Origin of the sequence: Rhodobacter sp. TJ_12, from assembly GCF_020023995.1 — a bacterium.
In the GTDB taxonomy this organism is placed as follows: Bacteria; Pseudomonadota; Alphaproteobacteria; order Rhodobacterales; family Rhodobacteraceae; genus Rhodobacter.
Window position 1 is genome coordinate 403,226 of record NZ_NRRD01000001.1, and the last position, 18,830, is coordinate 422,055.

Genomic DNA, 18,830 nt, shown 5'->3' on the forward strand with positions numbered 1-18,830 from the left:
ATCACTGCCATGATCATTTCCCCCACCCCCATCATTTACGGGCTGATTTTCGTCGCTGTCCTGCTGTTGGTCGAGGGGATCTATCTGCTGGTTTTCGGCAAATCGATCTCTCTCAACAACAAGGTCAACCGTCGTCTGGATATGCTCGACAAGGGGCAGCGGCGCGAACAGGTGCTGGAACAGCTTCGCAAGGAAGCGACGCAGCACATGAATGCCCAAGGCATTCCGCTTTATTCCCTGCTCGCCTCCAAGGCGCAAAAGGCCAATATCGCCTTTTCGCCGCCGATGCTGATGGGGGTCATGGCGCTGGTCAGCTTTGTCGCCTTTTTGGGGCTGAGCCTTGGCACGCAGGCCTCTACCCCGGTGCGCGCGGCGCTGGCCGTGGCAATGGGCGTCGGCGGGGTCTATTTCTGGATTCACGGCAAGGCCAGCAAGCGGATGAAAATGGCCGAAGAGCAATTGCCCGATGCGGTCGAACTGATGGTGCGCTCGCTGCGGGTGGGGCATCCGTTCTCCTCGGCGATCCAGACCGTGGCGAAGGAAATCGCCGATCCGCTGGGCACGGAATTTGGCATCATCGCGGACGAGGCCGCGTATGGCCGCAACGTGGTGGACAGCCTGCGCGATTTGGCCGAGCGGCTCGATATGCAGGATTTGCGCTTCCTCGCCGTGGCGGTCTCGATCCAGCAAACATCGGGCGGCAACTTGGCCGAGGTGCTGGAGGGGCTTGCCAAAGTGATCCGGTCGCGCTTCCGCCTGTTCCGCCGGGTGCGCGCCATCACCGCCGAGCCGAAATGGTCGGGCGTGTTTCTGTCGGGCTTCCCGATTGCGGTGTTGCTGACGATCACCGTCGTCTCGCCCAACTATTATGACACGGTCAAGGATAGCCCCGCCTTCGTGCCCGCCGCGATCATCGCTTTCGCGCTGCTGGGCTGCAACATGCTGTTCATGAAGGTCATGACCACGATCAAGGTCTGAGGAGGCCGCGATGTCCATCGACTCCATCACCAACCTGCTGACCGGGATGTTTGGCCCTATGGGCCCGGTGATCGCGCTCGCCGCTTTGGGGGGGCTGCTGATTCTGGCGGCGCTGCCGATGATGCTGAAGAAGCGCGAAGACCCGCTGGATAAGCTGCGCGCTTCGGTGGCGGCGTCTGCGGCCAGTGCGGGCGCTCAGGCCCCGCGCAAGGTGCAGCCGTTGCGCAACTCTGGCGGCAACGACAAGCTGGAAAAATTCGCGGGCTTCCTTGAACCGAAGAACAAGGAAGAAATGTCCGAAAGCCGCAAATGGCTGCAAAAAGGCGGTTATCGTGGCGCCAATGCGGTGCGGACCTATCATGCGATACAATTCGCGCTCGCGCTGGGGCTGCTGGGGCTCGGGGTCGGATATGTGCTGCTTTACAATGCCACCAAGCCCGTGCCGCTTGAATCCACCGTGGCGATCATGGCGATCTTGGGCCCTGGCGTTTTGGGCTATTACGCGCCGACCTATTGGGTGAATAAGCGTATCGCGGCGCGCACCGATGAAATCGCCAATGGCTTTCCCGATGCGCTGGATATGCTGCTGGTCTGCGTCGAAGCGGGGCTTTCGCTCGATCAAGGGATCATCCGCGTGTCGAAGGAGTTGGTCAGCTCTTACCCGGCGCTGGCCGAAGAATTCGAGACCGTCGCGCATGAGATCAAGGCAGGTCTCGACAAACCCTCCGTGCTGCGTGCCTTTGCGGATCGCTCGGGCGTGCCCGATGTGGCCTCTTTCGTGACCGTGATGATCCAAAGCCAACAATTCGGCACCTCGATCGCCGAGGCCTTGCGCCTTTACGCTGCCGATATGCGCGACAAGCGGATCATGCGCGCTGAAGAAGCCGCCAACAAAATCCCGACCAAAATGACGCTGGGCACGATGATGTTCACCGTGCCGCCGCTTCTGATCATCCTTGTCGGCCCCTCGGTCCATGATATGATGGAAAACTTCAACTCCATCAGCCAGATGTGACCGATGCCATTGCGCAAAAGCGCCCTGCTTGCCGCCCTGATCTGCACCTTGGCCGCCTGTTCTCCGGGCGGCTTTGGCCCGTCTGAGGGCAGCCCCTATGCCCCCGGTGCCGCCCAAGGCGAAGGTGTCGACGGGCTGCTGGTGGGGCACCGCCTGATGGCGGCGGGGGAATATGAACTGGCGTTGAAAGCCTATTATCGCGCCGCCGCCGATCAGGGGGCAACCGCCGATGTGCTGTCGGCGATTGGTTCGGCCGATCTGAAGCTGGGGCGGTTGGGGCAGGCCGAACAGATGCTGCGTCGCGCCACGGAAAAGGATGGCCGGTTCGTGCCCGCATGGAACAATCTGGGCGTGGTGCTGATGGAACAGGGCAAGGCCGCCGAAGCTGCCCGGGTGTTCCGTATCGCCTATGGGCTCGACAGTGGCCATTCCGACGCGATCCGCGAAAACCTGCGCCATGCGCTCGCAAAATCACAAAAACCCGATTATGATCCGCCGCAGGACAGACCGTTCAAGCTCGTGCGGCGTGGGGTGGGGGAATACCTCTTGCTGACCGAGCAATGAGGCACGAGCAAAAGGACGCAGCAAAATGCGCCACCCGATCTTTTATGCGGCCCTGTGTGGCGGCACCCTTGCCCTTGCGGGCTGCATGGGCAGCGACAAGACCGATGTGGACCGCGCGCTCGACACGGTCAACGCGGTCGATGCCACGAACCTTTCCGATATCATGCTGACGGTGGGCGACCCGAACGAAGCGGTGGCCTATTTCACCCGCTCCACCAATGAAAGCCCCGACCGGATCGATCTGCAACGTGGTTTGGCCAAATCCTTGGTGCGCGCGGGCCATCCGGACCGGGCCGTGACGGTGTGGAAAAAGGTCACGACGATGGATGGCGCGACCGCCGATGACAAGGTGGCGCTGGCCGATGCACAAATTCGCGCCAATGACTGGTCCGGGGCCAAGACGACGCTGAATGCCATTCCGCCCACCCATGAAACCTTCCAGCGCTACAAGCTGGAGGCGATGGTGGCTGACAGCGAGCAAAACTGGAAAAAGGCCGATAGCTTCTATGAAACCGCTGTGGGGCTGACGACGCGCCCGGGCGGTGTTTTGAACAACTGGGGCTTTTCCAAGCTGACGCGGGGGGATGCCAAAGGGGCCGAGAAGCTGTTTGGCGAGGCGCTGACCTTTGACCCGCAAAACTTCACCACGAAAAACAACCTTGTCATGGCCCGCGCCGCGCAGAAAAAATACGATCTGCCGGTGGTCCAGATGACCCAGACAGAGCGCGCCAAGCTGCTGTATACCGCCGCGCTTTCGGCGATCAAGCAGGGCGATGTGACGATTGGGCGAGGGCTTTTGCAAGATGCCGTCGATACCTCGCCGGTCTATTTCGACGAGGCTGCCCGCGCGCTAGAGGCGCTGGATGCAGGCGCCCGGCGCGGCTAAGGGGGGCGGTCATGCTGGGTCTTAGCGTTCCAACCGCCGCGCTGGTGTTTTTGATCGCCGTGCTGCCGATCTGCGCTTGGGTCATCTATACCGATCTGAAATATATGAAGATCCGCAATGTCGCGGTGCTGGCGCTGATCGCCGTCTTCGCCGTGGTGGGCATGTTTGTGCTGCCCTTTGACATTTGGCTGTGGCGTTGGACGCATTTGGCCGTGGTGCTCGGGGTGGGGCTGTTGCTCAATTTCGCGGCGGGTGTCGGCATGGGCGATGTGAAATTCGCCGCCGCCGCCGCCCCGTTCTTTTCAACAGAGCCAAGCCATCTGTGGCTGATGATCATCTTGATGCAGGCTTGTCTGATCGCGGCGTTCCTCACCCATCGCGGGGCGCGCGCGATCCCAGCGGTGCGCGCGGCCACGCCTGACTGGGTCAGTTGGGGGCACCGAAAATTCCCCTTTGGGTTGGTGCTTGTCGGCACGCTGGTCGGTTATCTGGGCGTGGTGGCCAGCGTCACCTGATTTGCGCGGCGGCGCGGGCCGATTGATCGCCCAAGGCGCCATGCGCGCTCCACCATCCGGGCTGCATGGCGGCCAGATGCGCCTGTGCCGCTTGCGCGGCTGCATCGCTTTCAAACAGGCCAAAACAGGTCGCACCCGAACCCGACATCCGCGCCAGCTTACAGCCGGGCAGCGCCGAGAGCGCAGCCAGAACCGTGGCAATCACCGGAGCTAGGGCTTCGGCGGGGGCTTGCAGGTCATTGCGCTGGCGGGCCAGCCAATCGATACAGGCCGCCGCATCGGCAAAAGCCGGGATCGGCTCCATCGCTGGGTTGTCTTTCGCGGCCAGCGCTTTGAACACCGCCGGGGTCGATACCTCGACGCGTGGGTTGACCAGCACGGCGGGCAGGGGGGGCAGGGCGACCGGGGTCAATTCCTCGCCAATGCCTTCGGTGCGCGCAGGGCGCGGATCAAGGCACATCGGCACATCGGCCCCAAGTTTTACCACGGCCGCGCCGCCAGCCAGTGCCACATCACGCAACGCTGCCATGCCGCGCAGCGCCGCCGCCGCATCGGAAGATCCGCCGCCGATGCCCGAGGCGGCGGGCAGACATTTGTCCAGATGCAGCGCCGCGCCGGGCCCCGCGCCGTAAAGTGCCGCCGCTTTGAGCACGAGGTTCTCGGGCCCCTCGGGCACGCCACCCGATTCCGGGCCTGTCACCTTAAGCGACAGCCCCTCGGCAGGCCGCAGATGCAGCACATCGCCCACCGGCGCAAACGCCACAAGGCTGTCCAGCAGGTGGTAGCCATCGGCGCGTTGCCCGGTGACATGCAACGCCAAATTCACCTTGGCGGGGGCAAAGACTTCAATTTCCGGCATGGTCTGTGTGCAGCGGTGCGGCACCCTCTTCTTGCAACACCACGTCCAGGCCCACTTCCAGCTTGCGCCGCACCCGGTCCATGTCGAGATCGGGCGAAGGGCCAAAGTTCAGCGCGCGGCGCCATTGGAAAGCCGCTTCGCGTTCGCGCCCCACGGCCCAATAGACATCGCCCAGATGGTCATTGAGCAGCGCATCTTGCGGCATCAATTCGACCGCGCGCTCCATCTGCTCGACCGCCTCTTCATAGCGACCCAGCCGGTAATAGGCCCAGCCAAGGCTGTCGGTGATGTAGCCATCATCGGGGCGCCCGGCGACGGCCTTTTGGATCATGTCGAGCGCTTCATCCAGGTTCTGGCGTTTTTCGACATAGGAATAGCCAAGGTAATTCAGCACCGCAGGATGGCCGGGGTTCAGCGCCAGCGCTTGGCGAAAGCCCTCCTCGGCCTTGTCCCACTGACCAGAGCGTTCGTGCGCGATTGCGCGCGCATACCACAGCGCCCAATCATTTGGTTTTGGCGTGCCGGACAGCGCGATCGCCTCGTCATAGGCGCGCGCGGCCGCCTCGAACCGATCTTCGCGGCGCAGGTTGTCGCCCAAAGCCAACCAGACGGCGGGCAAATCAGCATGGGTGCGGGTCAGTTGTTCCAGCACTTCGATCGCAGCATCTGAACGCCCGGCCTCGACCATTGCCTCGGCGCGGCCCATCTCGGCGGCGGGGAAGGCGGGGCTATCGGGGCCGATCTGCGCAAAGGCCGAAATCGCCAGATCGTATTGCTGCACTTGTTCCAAGATCGCGGCGCTCAGAAGCGCGGCATCGGTATGATCGGGCCGTAGCCACGAGGCGAGCCGTGCATGCAGCAGCGCAAAGCCCGGGATCGAATCCGCGCTCAGCGCCTGCGCGACCGAAAAATACAGCTCCGCCACCCCGTCTTGCGCAGACCTGACCGAGGTGAATGGCAGCGTTTCCCCGGCGGCAAGCTGGGCGCGGATCGCGGTCAGCTCGCCGTCAAGGTTGGGACCGAAACTGTCATCCAGCAGCGCCAGCGCGTCTTCGTTGCGCTCCAGCCGCGAAAGGATTTGCAAATGCGCCAAAACCCCGCGCCGCGTGCCGTTGTAAATGGCCGCATGCACGCCCGAGAAAATCTCTTCGGCGCCTTCGTAATCGCCCACCAGCGCCAAAGCCAGCGCGCGGTGATAGCCCGCAAACCCTTGCAGCCCGTCTACGCTGGCAATCGCATCAAAGGCTTGCATCGCTTCGGACATTTGCCCTTGGCCGACTTGCGCCCAAGCGCGGAACAGCCCGCCGACAAGCTGGCCCGCATCCGCGCCGTTTTCGAGCAGCGTTAGCCCACGGGCAAAGTCGTCTTCGCGCGCGGCATCGGCCAGCAACACCAAAACCGCGACCTGCGTGGGGGTCGGGTTGGCGGCGGCAACCCAAGCGGCAATATCGCGCGCGCTTGCCAGATCGCCTTGCGCCACATGGGCAAAGATCGCGCCTTCTTGCACCTCGGAATCGTTGGGCAGGGTTTGCAGCAGCCGGTCGTAATAGGGGGCCGCCTGCGCGAAATTATTGTCAAGCAGCGCGGCACGGCCCGCAAGATAGGCCCCGCCATCTTCACGCGCAAAGGCGGGCGCGGGCGCACCGGCAAGGCAGGCAAGCGCCGGGATCAGGCAAAGGGCATGGGTAAAGCGTTGGGCAAAGGGCACGGAAAGGGTCCTTGTCGTCAGGTGGCCCGAAGGTAGCGGGCCGCGTCCCCCAGTGCAATCGGGGGGAGTCGATGCTCCCCCCGGCAACACGTCGATGTGACGCTTTGTGCTTACATATTCGGGTAGTTCGGCCCGTCGCCGCCCTGCGGCGTGGTCCAGTTGATGTTTTGCGACGGGTCTTTGATATCGCAGGTTTTGCAATGGACGCAGTTTTGGAAGTTGATCTGGAACTTCGCGTCGGCGCCTTCGCCCAACACCTCATAGACCCCGGCGGGGCAGTAGCGCTGCGCCGGTTCGGCGTATTTGGCAAGGTTGACCGAAATCGGCACGCCCGCGTCTTTCAGCTTCAGGTGGCAGGGCTGGCTTTCCTCGTGATTGGTGAAGGAAAAGCTCACATTGGTCAGCCGGTCAAAGCTCAGCTTGCCATCGGGTTTGGGATAGTCGATCGGCTGGAAATCCTTGGCCAGCCCGGTATGGGCGGCATCGGTTTTCTTGTGCTTGAGCGTGCCGAAGAACGAAAAGCCAAACAGCGAATTGGTCCACATATCAAGACCACCCAACGCCATCGAGGCCCAGATGCCCCACCACGACCAGATCGGTTTGACGTTGCGCACCGGTTTGAGGTCTTTCGCAATCGGGCCCGAGCGCAGATCGGTTTCATATTCGACCAGCTCATCGCCCTCGCGCCCGGCCTTGATCGCCGCCGCCGCCGCATTGGCCGCCGCGATGCCCGACAGCATCGCATTGTGGTTGCCCTTGATGCGCGGCACGTTCACCAGACCCGCCGAACAGCCCAAAAGCACAGCCCCCGGCGCCGTCAGTTTCGGGATCGCCTGCCAGCCACCTTCCGAAATGGCCCGCGCACCATAGGCCACGCGTTTGCCGCCCTTCAAAAGCTCGGCCACCATCGGGTGATGCTTGAAGCGCTGGAACTCCATATAGGGATACAGATAGGGGTTTTCGTAGTTCAGGTGGACCACGAAGCCGATGTAAACCTGATTGTTCTCGATATGGTAGATGAACGACCCGCCGCCGGCATTGTGGTCCAGCGGCCAGCCCATCGTATGGGTGACCGAGCCTTCCTTGTGCTTGGCAGGGTCGATTTCCCAGATTTCCTTCATGCCAAGGCCGAATTTCTGCGGGCATTTGCCCTCAGACAGGTTGAACTTGGCGATCACTTCCTTGCTGAGCGAGCCGCGCACGCCTTCGGACAGGAAGACATATTTGCCGCGCAACTCCATGCCCGGCTCATAGTTCGGGCCCGGGGTGCCATCCGCCGAAAGCCCCATTTCGCCCGCCACAACGCCCGCGACGCGATTGCCGTCCCAGACGATTTCGGAACAAGCCATGCCCGGGAAGATTTCAACGCCCAATTCCTCGGCCTGTTCGGCCATCCAGCGGCAGACATTCGCCATCGAGACGATGTAATTGCCGTGATTCGACATCAGCTTCGGCATCGGCCAATGCGGAATCGTCATGTGGCCGTCGGCGCTTAGCAGGTAGAACTTATCCTCGTTCACCGGGGTCTTGAGCGGGGCGCCCTTTTCGCGCCAGTCGGGGATCAGCGCATCAAGGCCGCAGGGGTCAAGCACGGCACCCGACAGGATATGTGCGCCAACCTCGGAGCCTTTTTCCAAAACGACGACATTCAGATCGGGGTCGATTTGCTTGAGCCGGATCGCCGCCGACAGACCCGAGGGACCGGCCCCCACGATCACAACATCGTATTCCATCGACTCGCGTTCGATCTCGGCCATCTCGGTTCCCCTTCGCCTTCAAATTCGCGTGTTCCGCGCAACGTGGTAGCTTACCTGCGGGCTTGAAGCAATTGTAACGCCGCGCTGCAAAGCAAGATTCTTTCGCAGATGCAGCAACAGAAGGCCAGAATTTGCGCGTCCGCAAGCGGCGCCCCAATGCCGAAAAACGGCCCCGGCCCTTGACACCGCACCCGCTTGCCGGATTTACCTTCGTGAAGCGCAAAGCAAGCGTCAGCCACAACAGGTCAAGGGCCTCCATGGAAAAGATACCGATGACTCGCGCCGGGTACACAGTGCTCGACGAAGAACTCAAGACGTTGAAAACGGTGGAGCGCCCCTCCGTCATCAAGGCGATCGCCGAGGCGCGCGAGCATGGCGATTTGTCGGAAAATGCCGAATACCATGCCGCGCGTGAAAAGCAGAGCTTTGTCGAGGGGCGGATCAAGGAGATCGAGGCGATCCTCGGTCTGGCCGAGGTGATCGATCCGAGCAAGCTGTCGGGCTCGATCAAATTCGGTGCCACGGTCACGCTGGTCGATGAAGACACAGATGAAGAACGCACCTATCAGATCGTCGGCGAGCATGAAGCCGATCTGGAGCGCGGGCTGTTGAACCTGAAATCGCCGATTGCGCGCGCGCTGATTGGCAAGGAAGAGGGCGACAGCGTCGATGTGCGCACCCCCGGCGGCCTGCGCAGCTACGAGATTCTGTCGGTGCAGTTCATCTGAGCGCAACAAAGGCGAGGGTGGACATCTTGGGCGAGCCCGGAGCGGATCGTAGCCAGACCGACCCCGGCGCAACCGCGCCGGTGCCAGCGGCGCGCGCCTCGCGTACCGAATGGATCGCCTTGGCGCTTTCGGTGCTGTGGCTTGCCATGGTGGGCGCGTTTTGGGTCTTTGGGCCCGGCGACGGCGCAGGGGCGCAGATGGAGGCGGCCTTTGCGGTGATGACCCTCGTGGGCATCGTCTTGCCTGTTGTGATGATTTGGGTAGCGGCGGTGACCATGCGCGCTGCGCGCGAGATGCGCGCCGAGGCGCAGGCACTCAAAGCTTCGGTCGAGGCGATGCGCGCGGCATGGCTGAGTCAGACACAGGTCCGTTCGGGCGCAGGCGAGGCGCTGGAAAAGAAGCTCGATGAGGTGGCGATCGCCGCGCGTCAGGCCGAAACCGCGCTGGCGACGTTTTCCTCGCGCCGCGATCACAGCACGGTGCAAGCGTCGGCAGATCGCAAGGCGGCCTTGGTGATGCCCAAGCCTGCCCCCGCGGTGGATGACCAGCCGGCGCTGGCGCTGGGCACTCCGGCCGAGGATCTGGCCCCGCCGGTGTCGATGAGCGATTTCATCCGCGCGATGCAATTCCCCGATTCCGCCGAGGATAAAGAGGGGTTTCGTGCTTTGCGCCGGGCGCTGGAAGACCGCACCATGGCAAAGCTGTTGCGGGCGGCGCAAGATGTGCTGAACCTGTTGGCCCAAGACGGGATATATATGGATGACCTTAAGCCCGACCGGGCGCGGCCCGAATTGTGGCGCCGCTTTGCCCAAGGCGAGCGGGGGCGCGAAATCGCCGCGCTGGGCGGGGTGCGCGACCGGTCCTCTTTGGCGCTGACGGCGGGGCGGATGCGCACCGATACGATCTTTCGCGACGCGGCGCATCATTTCCTGCGCCAGTTCGACCGGACCTTTGTGGAGTTCGAGCAGAATGCGACCGATCAAGAGGTGGCAGAACTGGCCGAAACCCGCACCGCCCGCGCCTTCATGTTGTTGGGCCGTGTGACCGGCACCTTCGATTAAGCTGGTTTCGCTTCGGCTGCGCCGAAGCGACCCGCCGGGGGCGTTGCCCCCGGACCCCCAGGATATTTGGACAAAGTCGAAGCGCAAAGGCCCATGGGTGCGGCGCGGCGGCGCCGCGCCGCGCGGTGTTGCGGGCTCAGATCGAGAGGCAGATGTATTTCATCTCAAGGTAATCCTCGACGCCGTGATGGCTGCCCTCGCGGCCAAGGCCGGATTGTTTGACCCCACCAAAGGGCGCGACCTCGGTCGAAATGATCCCAGTGTTCACGCCGACGATGCCGTATTCCAGCCCTTCTTGCACGCGGGTGATGCGGCCAATGTCACGGGCGTAGAAATAGGAGGCCAAGCCGAAGATCGTGGCATTGGCCTTTTCAATCACCTCTTCTTCGGTCTCGAATTTAAAGAGCGGCGCGACCGGGCCGAAAGTCTCTTCGGTGGCGACCTTCATCTCTTGCGTGACGCCGGTGACGACGGTGGGCTGGAAGAAGGTGCCGCCCAATTCATGGCGCGCGCCGCCGGTCACCACCTGACCGCCGCCCGCAACCACATCGGCGATATGTTCCTCGACCTTTTCGACCGCGCTTTGCGAGATCAACGGGCCCGTGGTGACGCCTTCTGTCAGACCATCGCCCACATTGAGTTTCTTCACAGCGGTAGCCAGTTTCTCGGCAAAGGCATCATAAACGCCCGCCTGCACATAAAGCCGGTTCGCGCAGACGCAGGTTTGCCCGTTGTTGCGGAATTTCGACATCATCGCGCCTTCGACGGCGGCATCGAGATCGGCATCGTCAAAGACGATAAACGGTGCATTGCCGCCCAGCTCCATCGAGCATTTCATCACCTGATCGGCGGATTGGCGCAAAAGGATGCGCCCCACCTCGGTCGAGCCGGTGAAGGTCAGCTTGCGCACCGCATGGTTTTCACAGAACTCTTTGCCAATGTCGGAGGCGCGGCTTGAAGTGATGACCGACAAGATGCCCTTGGGCAGGCCCGCGCGTTCGCCCAAAAGCCCCATCGCCAGCGCAGAGAGCGGCGTTTCCGAGGCAGGGCGGCACACAAAACCACAGCCCACGGCGATGGCCGGGCCCGCCTTGCGCGCGATCATCGCATTGGGGAAGTTCCATGGGGTGATCGAGCCCACAACGCCAATGGGCTGTTTCAGCACGGTGATACGCTTGTCGCGCATATGGCCGGGGATCGTTTCGCCGTAGATCCGCTTCGCCTCTTCGCCGAACCATTCGATGAAGCTGGCCCCATAGGCGATTTCGCCCTTGGCCTCGGCCAGCGGCTTGCCCATTTCGGCGGTGAGGATCAGGCCAAGATCGTCTTGGTTCGCCATCATCAGATCGAACCATTTGCGCATCACGCTGGCGCGTTCCTTGCCGGTGCGCGCGGCCCAGTCTTTCATGGCAGCTTGCGCGGCGGCGATTGCGCGGGCGGTTTCCGCCCGGCCAAGGTCGGGCACGGTGCAAATCACATCGCCGCGTGCGGGGTTGGTGACGGCGAAGGTCGCGCCGTCATCGGCATCGACCCAGTCCCCGGCGACGAGGGCCTTGGTGCACAAAAGGCTCGGGTCCTTAAGAAGGGATTTCAGATCGGTGACGGTGTCGGGCATGGTATCTCTCGTCGTTTGCGGGATATGGAAGGGAAGCATGTGGCCGCGCAGATGTAAATTGCGCGCCGTGGAAAGAAAGGGCGAGGAAGTGACCGATCTGGACGATGACTATGCCAATATGCCGTATATTCCCGAGGGCGAAAGCTATCCGGCACGTTGGGCGCAAAAGGCCGAAGCGTTCCGCGACACGGCGATGATGCTGGAAATCGGCTATGGCACGGGGGAACGGCGGCAGGTCGATATCTTCTTGCCGATGGGCACGCCGAAGGGGGTGATCGTCTTCGTGCATGGCGGGTATTGGATGAAGTTTTCGCGCCAAGATTTCTCGCATTTGGCGAAGGGCGCGACAGAGGCCGGTTGGGCCGTGGCGATGCCGGGCTATGATTTGGCGCCCGATGTGAAAATCTCGCAGATCTCCGGGCTGGTCGCGCTGGCCGTGGCCGAGGTGGCGCGTCGCTTTTCCGGCCCGATCCGGCTGGTGGGGCATTCGGCGGGGGGGCATCTGGTGGCGCGGCTGGCCAGTTCCAACCTGCTGACCGAGCCAGTGCTGACTCGGGTGGAAAAGGTCGTGCCAATCTCGCCGGTCTCAGACCTTGCGCCGCTTTTGCGCACCGCGATGAATGACACTTTCGGGCTTGATGCGGCGGAGGCGCGGGCCGAAAGCCCGGTCCATGCCCCCGCGCCCCCAATGCCGGTGACGGTCTGGGTGGGCGAGGACGAGCGCCCGGCCTTCCGCGATCAGGCGCGGTGGTTGGCCGAGGCTTGGGGCTGCGATTTGGTGGTGGAGCCGGGCAAGCACCATTTTGATGTGATTGAGGGGTTGGAAGACGAAAGCCCGCTTTTGCAGGCGGTGATCGGGTAGGGGCTTTGCCCCCACCCATCCCCTTTAGCCGCGCGCATCTTCCAAGATCATCCGCGCAGCCTTTTCGGCAATCACCATCACCGGGGCATTGGTGTTGCCCGAGGTGATCGTGGGCATGACAGAGGCATCGGCGATGCGTAGCCCCTTGAGTGCCTTCAGCCGCAGCCGTGGGTCCACCACGGCGGCACCATCCACGCCCATGCGGCAGGTGCCGACGGGGTGGAAGATGGTGGTGCCAATATCGCCTGCGGCTTGTTGCAAAGCCTCTTCGCTCGTGATGTGTGCGCCGGGTTTATATTCTTGCGGCGCAAAGCGGGCGAAGGCGGGCTGGGTGGCAATGTCGCGCGTGAGCCGAATGCCCTGGGCTGCCACGCGCTTGTCCCCCTCGGTCGTTAGATAATTGGGGCGAATGTCCGGGGCGGCGCGAAAATCGGGGCTAGCCAGATGCGTGGTGCCCCGGCTTTCGGGGCGCAGGTTGCACACGCTTGCCGTCATTGCCTCAAACGGATGCACCGGGTCGCCGAATTTATCCAAGCTGACCGGCTGCAGGTGCCATTCCAGATCGGGCATTTCTTTTTCCGGGAAGGACCGCGCGAAGATCCCCGCTTGGCTGGGCGACATCGACATTGGGCCCCGCCGGAACAGCGCATATTCTGCCGCGATCTTGGCTTTGCCGAAAAGCGAAGACGACATAGTGTTGAGCGTGCGCACCCCCGAAACTTTGAAAATCAGCCGCAATTGCAAATGGTCTTGCAGGTTCTTGCCCACCTGATCCACCGCGACTTGCGGGGAGATCCCATTGGCTGACAGCACCGCCGGATCACCAATGCCCGACAGTTCCAAAATCTGCGGCGTGCCAATGGCACCCGCGGCCATCACCACTTCGCCCGCCTGCACCCTCTGCCGCGTGCCAGCGCGGTGATAGATCAGCCCGGTCACGCGGCCCTCGTAAATCGTCAGCTTTTCCACCTGTGCGCCGGTCAGCACCCGCAGATTTGGCCGCGCCATTGCAGGTTTGAGAAAGGCCGAGGCCGCCGACCAGCGCCAACCGTTTTTCTGCGTGACGTGGAAATAGCCTGCGCCTTCATTGGTGCCTTGGTTGAAGTCGTCGGTGCGGGGAATGCCAGCCTGTTCGGCGGCTTCCAGAAAGGCGTCCAGCACCTTCCAACGCACACGCGCCTCTTCCACCCGCAGCGGGCCGCCTTGCCCATGCAGTTCAGAGGCGCCGCGATAAAAATCTTCTTGGTCGCGAAAAAGCGGCAGCAGATCGTCCCAGCCCCAGCCGGTGCAGCCCGCCTGCGCCCACAGATCATAGTCGCGGGCCTGCCCGCGCATGTAGATCATGCCGTTGATCGCCGAACAGCCCCCCAAAATCCGCCCGCGCGGATACAAAAGGCTGCGCCCGTTCAGCCCCGCTTCGGGCTGGGTGGAAAACCCCCAATCGGTGCGGGGATTGCCGATGCAATAAAGATAGCCCACCGGGATATGCACCCAATGGTAATTGTCGCGTCCGCCAGCCTCTAAAAGCAGCACCCGGTTCTTTGGGTCCGCGCTTAGCCGATTGGCCAGAACGCACCCTGCGCTGCCCGCACCAACGATGATATAATCGTAACTGTCCATGGTCCTCCCTCTCCCGATGCGATCTTTTCAGCGACGGGCCTTTGGCGCAAGGCTGCCGGAGAAGGCCGCCGCGCGGGGCGGCATGCAAAGTGCCCTTGCTTTTTTGTCGCAGCCCCTGTCAGATGGGGGCAAGTGAGAGTGCGCGCCCTATGATCCGCTATACGTTGAGATGCGACCAAGACCACAGTTTCGAAAGCTGGTTCGGTTCGGTTGAAGCCTTTGAAAAACTGCATGCTGCCGGGATGCTTGTTTGTGCCGTCTGCGGTTCTTCCAAGGTCGAAAAGGCGTTGATGACGCCGTCGGTTCGGCCTGCGCGCAAGGCTGGGCCGCCGCGCGCCGAGTCGGAAAGCCAAGAGCTGCCATCGGCACAGGCGGCCGCCAGCAACGGTGCGGCCACCGGCGCCAAGTCCAAGGGCGGCGAAACCGGTCGTCCGCTCAGCCAGCCGCAAAATGCCGCAGAGGAAGTGCTTGAGGCGATGCGGCGGGTCGTCGAAGAAAATTCCGACTATGTGGGCGGCAATTTCGCCGCAGAGGCGCGGGCGATGCATGCGGGCGAAAAGCCTGAACGCTCGATCCATGGCGAAGCCCCGCTTGAAGAGGCAAAGGCGCTTTTGGAAGAGGGGATTCCCGTCACCGCCTTGCCGATCCTGCCCAAGCGCAAGCGCAACTGACGCGACTTCCGCGCGCCCCTTGCGGGTTGTGCTTGCCCCTGCCGCGCAGCGCGGCATGATGGGGCAAAAAGGAGGATCGCATGACCATTCTCATCACCGGGGCAAGTCGGGGCATCGGCGGGGCTTTGTTGAGCCATTACCGCCATAAAGGCACGGCCGCCTTTGGCACAACGCGGCGGCCCGAGGGCGACCTGCTGCCGCTGGATGTGACGCAGCCAGATAGCGTTAAGGAGCTGGCGCGGCGGCTGAATGGGCTGCCGCTGGATTTGCTGGTGTGCAATGCCGGGGTTTATGCCGACAAGGGGCAAGGGCTTGAGGCAGGCTACGCGCCGCATCTATGGGCGCAAAGTTTCGCGGTGAATGTGACCGGCGTGTTTTTGACCGTGCAAGCGCTGTTGCCAAACCTGCGCGCAGCAAAGGGCAAGGTTGCGATTATCTCTTCCTCGATGGGTTCGGATGCCCGCGCACCGGGCGGCAGCTATATCTATCGCGCCTCCAAAGCCGCAGCGCTCAACCTTGGGCGCAACCTGGCGGTGGACCTGAAGCCCGAGGGCGTGGCCGTGGGGATTTATCATCCCGGCTGGGTGAAAACCGATATGGGCGGCCCGCAGGCGGAAATTTCCGCCGCGCAATCGGTTGCCGGGCTGACAGACCGCTTTGCCGCGCTGTCGCTCGAAACGACAGGATGTTTTGAAAGCTATGATGGAACGACCATGCCGTTCTGAGGCCTGCAGGAAAGAAGAAAAAGCCGCCCGATCTGCGCAGCGGGAGGAGGAGGCTGCGGGGTCGAGCGGCTTATTCAGTCAAGTCTCCCGCAGGGTGCGCGGGCCTTCATGGAGCCATCCTGCTCCAATAGATTAAGGGTCGCGCCGGTGCCCGTTTGGGTCAAGAAGAGCCGGGCCGCGCTGCGCAGTTTCGCGGCGTCGCGGCCCGGAAACCCGGCATTCGCCCGATATTGCGCCGCTTTTGCTGTCAGAGTGGGCGTATTGTGAAGCCTGGGCGGGGTGCAGTGACCTTACAGGTCGTGCCACAGCCCCAGCGCGCCCAGCCGCGGTGATTTCTTGTTCGTGTGCCGGTCCATCCGCATCAGCACATCGCGCAAAAACATCACTGCCGGGATCAAATGCGGCCCCTTGTTCAGCATCACGCATTCGGCGCGCTGGCTCATTGCGGCATCGGTCATTTCGGCGCGGCTTGCCTGACCGTCCTTGACCATGCTTTCAAGCACTTGCGTGGCCCAGACCACGGGCACTTCGGCGGCCTCGCACAGCCACAGCACCTCTTCTTGGATTTCGCTCAGCCGTTCAAAGCCAATCTCCACCGCCAGATCGCCGCGCGCCAGCATCACCCCGGTGGGCACGCGCCCGCCCGCCTCGACGATCAGCGCGGGCAGGTTGCGCAGACCAAGCGGCGTTTCGATCTTGAGCATCAGCGCGGGCCAGTCACGGCTTGTGCCGCCGTCCGAGCGTTTGTCCAACTCGGCAAACAGCGCACGCAGATCGGCACCGGTTTGCGCAAAAGACAAAGCCAGAATATCGGCGTGGCTCATGATGAAGTCGAGATTGGCCACATCGGACTCGGTCAGCGCGGGCACGCGCAGATCGACGCCGGGCAGATTCACCCCCTTTTCGCGTTTGATCTTGGCGCCTTTCGACGGGGTGGAGACCACTTCGGCCAGCACCCGGCCCTTGGCGACGCTGATGATCTTGGCGCGCAGCTTGCCATCATTGATCCAAAGCGCGCCGCCTTCGACCATCGCTGCCATCAGCGCGGGATGGCTGAGTTTGATCTGCAAATGACCGATGTTCTGGGAAAACCGCTCCACCACTTCAAACCGGTCGCCTTCAAACAGCTTGTGCGATTCCGCTTTGCCGGTTGAAAGCTCCTCGACCCGCAGTTTCGGCCCCTCTAGGTCCATCTGCACCGGCACCCGCCGCCCCATCCGCACCGCGGCATGGCGCACATGGCCGATCATCGCCGCCCACGCATCGGGGGTGTCATGCGCGCAGTTGATGCGGATGCAATCGGCGCCGGCGGCCAGCAAATGCCCCACCAGCGTCGGGTCGGTTGCGGCTTCCGAGGGCAGGGTGACCATCACCCGCGAACGCGGCGCATCGCGGCGTGCGCCAAACAGCACATCGCGCCTTGCGGCGAGCCGCGCCGGACCCGCGGCAAACATCTCGACCGTGGGGTAATCTGCCATGCCTTCGCCGCCGATCATCGCCAAAGAGGCCAGCACCGCATCCAGCGAGGGCCGGACATGGCTTTCCGCCCGGCCAAGCGAACTGAGCCCAAGCGAGGCCAAGGGCGCCTGAAACGGCACAAGATCGCCGCGCCGCAGCGCGAGATAATCGGCCAAGTTGCGGGCAGAGGGCAGAAATTCGGGGCGCCGGATCAGGCCGTCCCAGCCTTCAAGCGTGGCTTCTGACCGGCGCACAAGGTCGGCGCGCAGCGCCTCTAGCGCGCGTTGCAGACCGCGCGCCTGCGCACGCCGCTCGCGAATTTCAACCTCCAAAAGACTCATAATCGACCCTCCTCGCGCCTTTGGATCGGGCCTACCGCCCCGCCGTAACGGGCGGGTGACAAAACCGCGACATCGCGCCGCGATTGTGCGCCTTGTCATCCGGTGAAACGCTTGCAAGCGCCCGCCCCTTCCGCTAGCAGAAAGCGCGATGTCGGGCGCGGGGTCCGGCACAGGATCGGAGGGGAAGATGCCGCTTCTCGTAATGAAATTCGGCGGCACCTCGGTGGCCGACCTCGACCGCATCGCTAATGCGGCCGAAAAGGTCAAACGCGAGGTCGAACGTGGCTACGACGTGATCGTGATCGTTTCGGCCATGTCGGGCAAGACCAACGAGCTTGTCGGCTGGGTCGAAGGAACTTCCCCGCTTTACGACGCGCGCGAATATGATGCTGTCGTCGCCAGCGGCGAAAATGTCACCGCCGGGCTGATGGCGCTGCGGCTACAGGAAATGGGCGTGTCAGCGCGCAGCTGGCAGGGCTGGCAAGTGCCGATCCACACCACCTCCGCGCATGGTTCGGCGCGGTTCATGTCGATCCCGCGCGACAATATCGATGCGAAATTTGCCGAAGGCTTCCGGGTCGCGGTGGTCGCGGGCTTCCAAGGTATCTCGGCCGAGGGGCGGATCACCACCCTGGGCCGGGGCGGCTCGGACACCACTGCGGTGGCCTTTGCGGCCGCTTTTGGCGCCGAGCGGTGCGATATCTACACCGATGTCGATGGCGTCTACACCACCGACCCGCGGATTTCTTCCAAGGCGCGCAAGCTTGATCGGATCGCGTTCGAGGAAATGCTCGAACTCGCCTCGCTGGGCGCCAAAGTCTTGCAGACCCGTTCCGTGGAACTGGCGATGCGTTACAATGTGCGCCTGCGGGTGCTATCGTCCTTCGAGGACACCGACGAAACTTCTGGAACCCTTGTCTGCGGTGAGGATGAAATCATGGAATCGAAAGTCGTCTCGGGCGTCGCTTACTCGCGCGATGAAGCCAAGATCACCCTCTTCACCATCGAAGACCGGCCCGGTGTGGCGCAGGCGATCTTTGGGCCGCTGTCCGAGGCGGGCGTCAATGTCGATATGATCGTGCAGAACATCTCGGAAAAAGATTACGACGACGATCATCCGGGTGCCGTGACCGATATGACCTTCTCCTGCCCGATCAATCAGGTCGCGCGCGCACAAAAGGCGCTGGAAGAGGCGATGGCGGCGGGCAAGATCAAATATGACGATTTGATCATCGATACCGATGTGGCCAAGGTGTCGGTTGTGGGTATCGGCATGCGCTCGCAAGTCGGTGTCGCGGCGCGCAGCTTTGCCGCGCTGGCGGCCGAAGGTATTAACATCAAGGTCATTTCCACGTCAGAGATCAAGATTTCGGTGCTGATCGACCGGAAATATATGGAACTGGCGGTGCAAGCGCTCCATGATGCGTTCGAGCTGGAGAAATCGGCCTGAGCCGGAAAAGGTCAGGC

General features: G+C 62.8%; 17 protein-coding genes. 11 read left to right on the forward strand and 6 right to left on the reverse strand.

Features of this window, described 5'->3' with window-relative positions:
- Nucleotides 1-9 precede the first annotated feature (9 nt).
- From CKO11_RS02035 to CKO11_RS02055, 5 genes are read left to right on the forward strand one after another with little or no spacing between them, the layout of a single operon-like run.
- Nucleotides 10-978, forward strand: coding sequence for a type II secretion system F family protein (locus tag CKO11_RS02035; RefSeq protein ID WP_223632280.1), 969 nt, complete (start codon nt 10-12; stop codon nt 976-978).
- 10 nt (nt 979-988) lie between these two features.
- Entirely contained in the window at nt 989-1,993 is a 1,005-nt protein-coding gene (locus tag CKO11_RS02040; RefSeq protein ID WP_223632281.1) for a type II secretion system F family protein, read from the forward strand.
- A 3-nt stretch (nt 1,994-1,996) separates the two neighbouring features.
- The gene (locus CKO11_RS02045) at nt 1,997-2,557 is read left to right on the forward strand and encodes a tetratricopeptide repeat protein (protein WP_223632283.1); all 561 of its coding nucleotides are present in this window, start codon (nt 1,997-1,999) and stop codon (nt 2,555-2,557) included.
- A 25-nt stretch (nt 2,558-2,582) separates the two neighbouring features.
- The gene (locus CKO11_RS02050) at nt 2,583-3,443 is read left to right on the forward strand and encodes a tetratricopeptide repeat protein (protein ID WP_223632285.1); all 861 of its coding nucleotides are present in this window, start codon (nt 2,583-2,585) and stop codon (nt 3,441-3,443) included.
- Nucleotides 3,444-3,454: 11 nt separating this feature from the next.
- The gene (locus tag CKO11_RS02055) at nt 3,455-3,958 is read left to right on the forward strand and encodes a prepilin peptidase (RefSeq protein ID WP_223632286.1); all 504 of its coding nucleotides are present in this window, start codon (nt 3,455-3,457) and stop codon (nt 3,956-3,958) included.
- Here CKO11_RS02055 and CKO11_RS02060 read toward each other — a convergent pair.
- The 3 genes from CKO11_RS02060 to CKO11_RS02070 all read right to left on the reverse strand — a co-directional run bounded on the left by CKO11_RS02060 (nt 3,951) and on the right by CKO11_RS02070 (nt 8,282).
- Nucleotides 3,951-4,817 carry a 4-(cytidine 5'-diphospho)-2-C-methyl-D-erythritol kinase gene (locus CKO11_RS02060; RefSeq protein ID WP_223632288.1) on the reverse strand — a complete coding sequence of 289 codons (867 nt, stop codon included), beginning with the start codon at nt 4,815-4,817 and terminating at the stop codon, nt 3,951-3,953. The two genes, CKO11_RS02055 and CKO11_RS02060, sit on opposite strands and share 8 nt — an antisense overlap.
- A complete protein-coding gene (locus CKO11_RS02065) occupies nt 4,804-6,525 on the reverse strand; it encodes a tetratricopeptide repeat protein (protein ID WP_223632291.1) in 1,722 nt (573 codons plus the stop codon). The genes CKO11_RS02060 and CKO11_RS02065 overlap by 14 nt, the downstream gene beginning before the upstream one ends.
- A 110-nt stretch (nt 6,526-6,635) precedes the next feature.
- Complete coding sequence (locus CKO11_RS02070; protein ID WP_223632292.1) at nt 6,636-8,282, reverse strand: electron transfer flavoprotein-ubiquinone oxidoreductase; 1,647 nt, start codon at nt 8,280-8,282, stop codon at nt 6,636-6,638.
- A gap of 257 nt (nt 8,283-8,539) precedes the next feature.
- Between CKO11_RS02070 and greA the strand changes: the two genes are divergently transcribed.
- On the forward strand, nt 8,540-9,010 hold the full coding sequence (gene greA / locus CKO11_RS02075) for a transcription elongation factor GreA (RefSeq protein WP_223632294.1): 471 nt from the start codon (nt 8,540-8,542) through the stop codon (nt 9,008-9,010).
- A gap of 26 nt (nt 9,011-9,036) precedes the next feature.
- Nucleotides 9,037-10,071: a hypothetical protein gene (locus CKO11_RS02080; protein ID WP_223632296.1), complete on the forward strand. Its 1,035-nt coding sequence runs from the start codon at nt 9,037-9,039 to the stop codon at nt 10,069-10,071.
- A gap of 136 nt (nt 10,072-10,207) precedes the next feature.
- Here the strand turns inward: CKO11_RS02080 and CKO11_RS02085 are convergent, their stop codons facing one another.
- Nucleotides 10,208-11,686: an NAD-dependent succinate-semialdehyde dehydrogenase gene (locus CKO11_RS02085; RefSeq protein ID WP_223632298.1), complete on the reverse strand. Its 1,479-nt coding sequence runs from the start codon at nt 11,684-11,686 to the stop codon at nt 10,208-10,210.
- Nucleotides 11,687-11,774: 88 nt separating this feature from the next.
- Here CKO11_RS02085 and CKO11_RS02090 point away from each other — a divergent pair, with 88 nt between their 5' ends.
- Entirely contained in the window at nt 11,775-12,548 is a 774-nt protein-coding gene (locus CKO11_RS02090) for an alpha/beta hydrolase (protein WP_223632300.1), read from the forward strand.
- Between the two features lie 24 nt (nt 12,549-12,572).
- Here CKO11_RS02090 and CKO11_RS02095 read toward each other — a convergent pair whose 3' ends face one another.
- On the reverse strand, nt 12,573-14,168 hold the full coding sequence (locus CKO11_RS02095; protein WP_223632302.1) for a GMC family oxidoreductase: 1,596 nt from the start codon (nt 14,166-14,168) through the stop codon (nt 12,573-12,575).
- Between the two features lie 149 nt (nt 14,169-14,317).
- On the opposite strand from CKO11_RS02095, the gene CKO11_RS02100 reads away from it, so the two are divergent.
- Complete coding sequence (locus CKO11_RS02100) at nt 14,318-14,839, forward strand: DUF1178 family protein (protein WP_223632304.1); 522 nt, start codon at nt 14,318-14,320, stop codon at nt 14,837-14,839.
- Between the two features lie 80 nt (nt 14,840-14,919).
- A complete protein-coding gene (locus CKO11_RS02105; protein ID WP_223632306.1) occupies nt 14,920-15,564 on the forward strand; it encodes an SDR family oxidoreductase in 645 nt (214 codons plus the stop codon).
- A gap of 290 nt (nt 15,565-15,854) precedes the next feature.
- On the opposite strand, the gene CKO11_RS02110 is transcribed toward CKO11_RS02105, so the two are convergent.
- Nucleotides 15,855-17,363, reverse strand: coding sequence for a pyruvate kinase (locus tag CKO11_RS02110; RefSeq protein WP_223632308.1), 1,509 nt, complete (start codon nt 17,361-17,363; stop codon nt 15,855-15,857).
- A gap of 187 nt (nt 17,364-17,550) precedes the next feature.
- Here CKO11_RS02110 and CKO11_RS02115 point away from each other — a divergent pair, with 187 nt between their 5' ends.
- A complete protein-coding gene (locus tag CKO11_RS02115; protein ID WP_223632310.1) occupies nt 17,551-18,813 on the forward strand; it encodes an aspartate kinase in 1,263 nt (420 codons plus the stop codon).
- The last annotated feature ends 17 nt before the right edge of the window (nt 18,814-18,830 follow it).

What these genes read in the sequence shown, in the direction of transcription:
- CKO11_RS02060 (WP_223632288.1), bottom strand. Translation starts at nt 4,817, where the DNA reads ATGCCGGAAATTGAAGTCTTTGCCCCCGCCAAGGTGAATTTGGCGTTG.
- greA (WP_223632294.1), top strand. Translation starts at nt 8,540, where the DNA reads ATGGAAAAGATACCGATGACTCGCGCCGGGTACACAGTGCTCGACGAA.
- CKO11_RS02105 (WP_223632306.1), top strand. Translation starts at nt 14,920, where the DNA reads ATGACCATTCTCATCACCGGGGCAAGTCGGGGCATCGGCGGGGCTTTG.
- CKO11_RS02040 (WP_223632281.1), top strand. Translation starts at nt 989, where the DNA reads ATGTCCATCGACTCCATCACCAACCTGCTGACCGGGATGTTTGGCCCT.
- CKO11_RS02110 (WP_223632308.1), bottom strand. Translation starts at nt 17,363, where the DNA reads ATGAGTCTTTTGGAGGTTGAAATTCGCGAGCGGCGTGCGCAGGCGCGC.
- CKO11_RS02100 (WP_223632304.1), top strand. Translation starts at nt 14,318, where the DNA reads ATGATCCGCTATACGTTGAGATGCGACCAAGACCACAGTTTCGAAAGC.
- CKO11_RS02095 (WP_223632302.1), bottom strand. Translation starts at nt 14,168, where the DNA reads ATGGACAGTTACGATTATATCATCGTTGGTGCGGGCAGCGCAGGGTGC.
- CKO11_RS02055 (WP_223632286.1), top strand. Translation starts at nt 3,455, where the DNA reads ATGCTGGGTCTTAGCGTTCCAACCGCCGCGCTGGTGTTTTTGATCGCC.
- CKO11_RS02085 (WP_223632298.1), bottom strand. Translation starts at nt 11,686, where the DNA reads ATGCCCGACACCGTCACCGATCTGAAATCCCTTCTTAAGGACCCGAGC.
- CKO11_RS02045 (WP_223632283.1), top strand. Translation starts at nt 1,997, where the DNA reads ATGCCATTGCGCAAAAGCGCCCTGCTTGCCGCCCTGATCTGCACCTTG.
- CKO11_RS02115 (WP_223632310.1), top strand. Translation starts at nt 17,551, where the DNA reads ATGCCGCTTCTCGTAATGAAATTCGGCGGCACCTCGGTGGCCGACCTC.
- CKO11_RS02070 (WP_223632292.1), bottom strand. Translation starts at nt 8,282, where the DNA reads ATGGCCGAGATCGAACGCGAGTCGATGGAATACGATGTTGTGATCGTG.
- CKO11_RS02035 (WP_223632280.1), top strand. Translation starts at nt 10, where the DNA reads ATGATCATTTCCCCCACCCCCATCATTTACGGGCTGATTTTCGTCGCT.
- CKO11_RS02050 (WP_223632285.1), top strand. Translation starts at nt 2,583, where the DNA reads ATGCGCCACCCGATCTTTTATGCGGCCCTGTGTGGCGGCACCCTTGCC.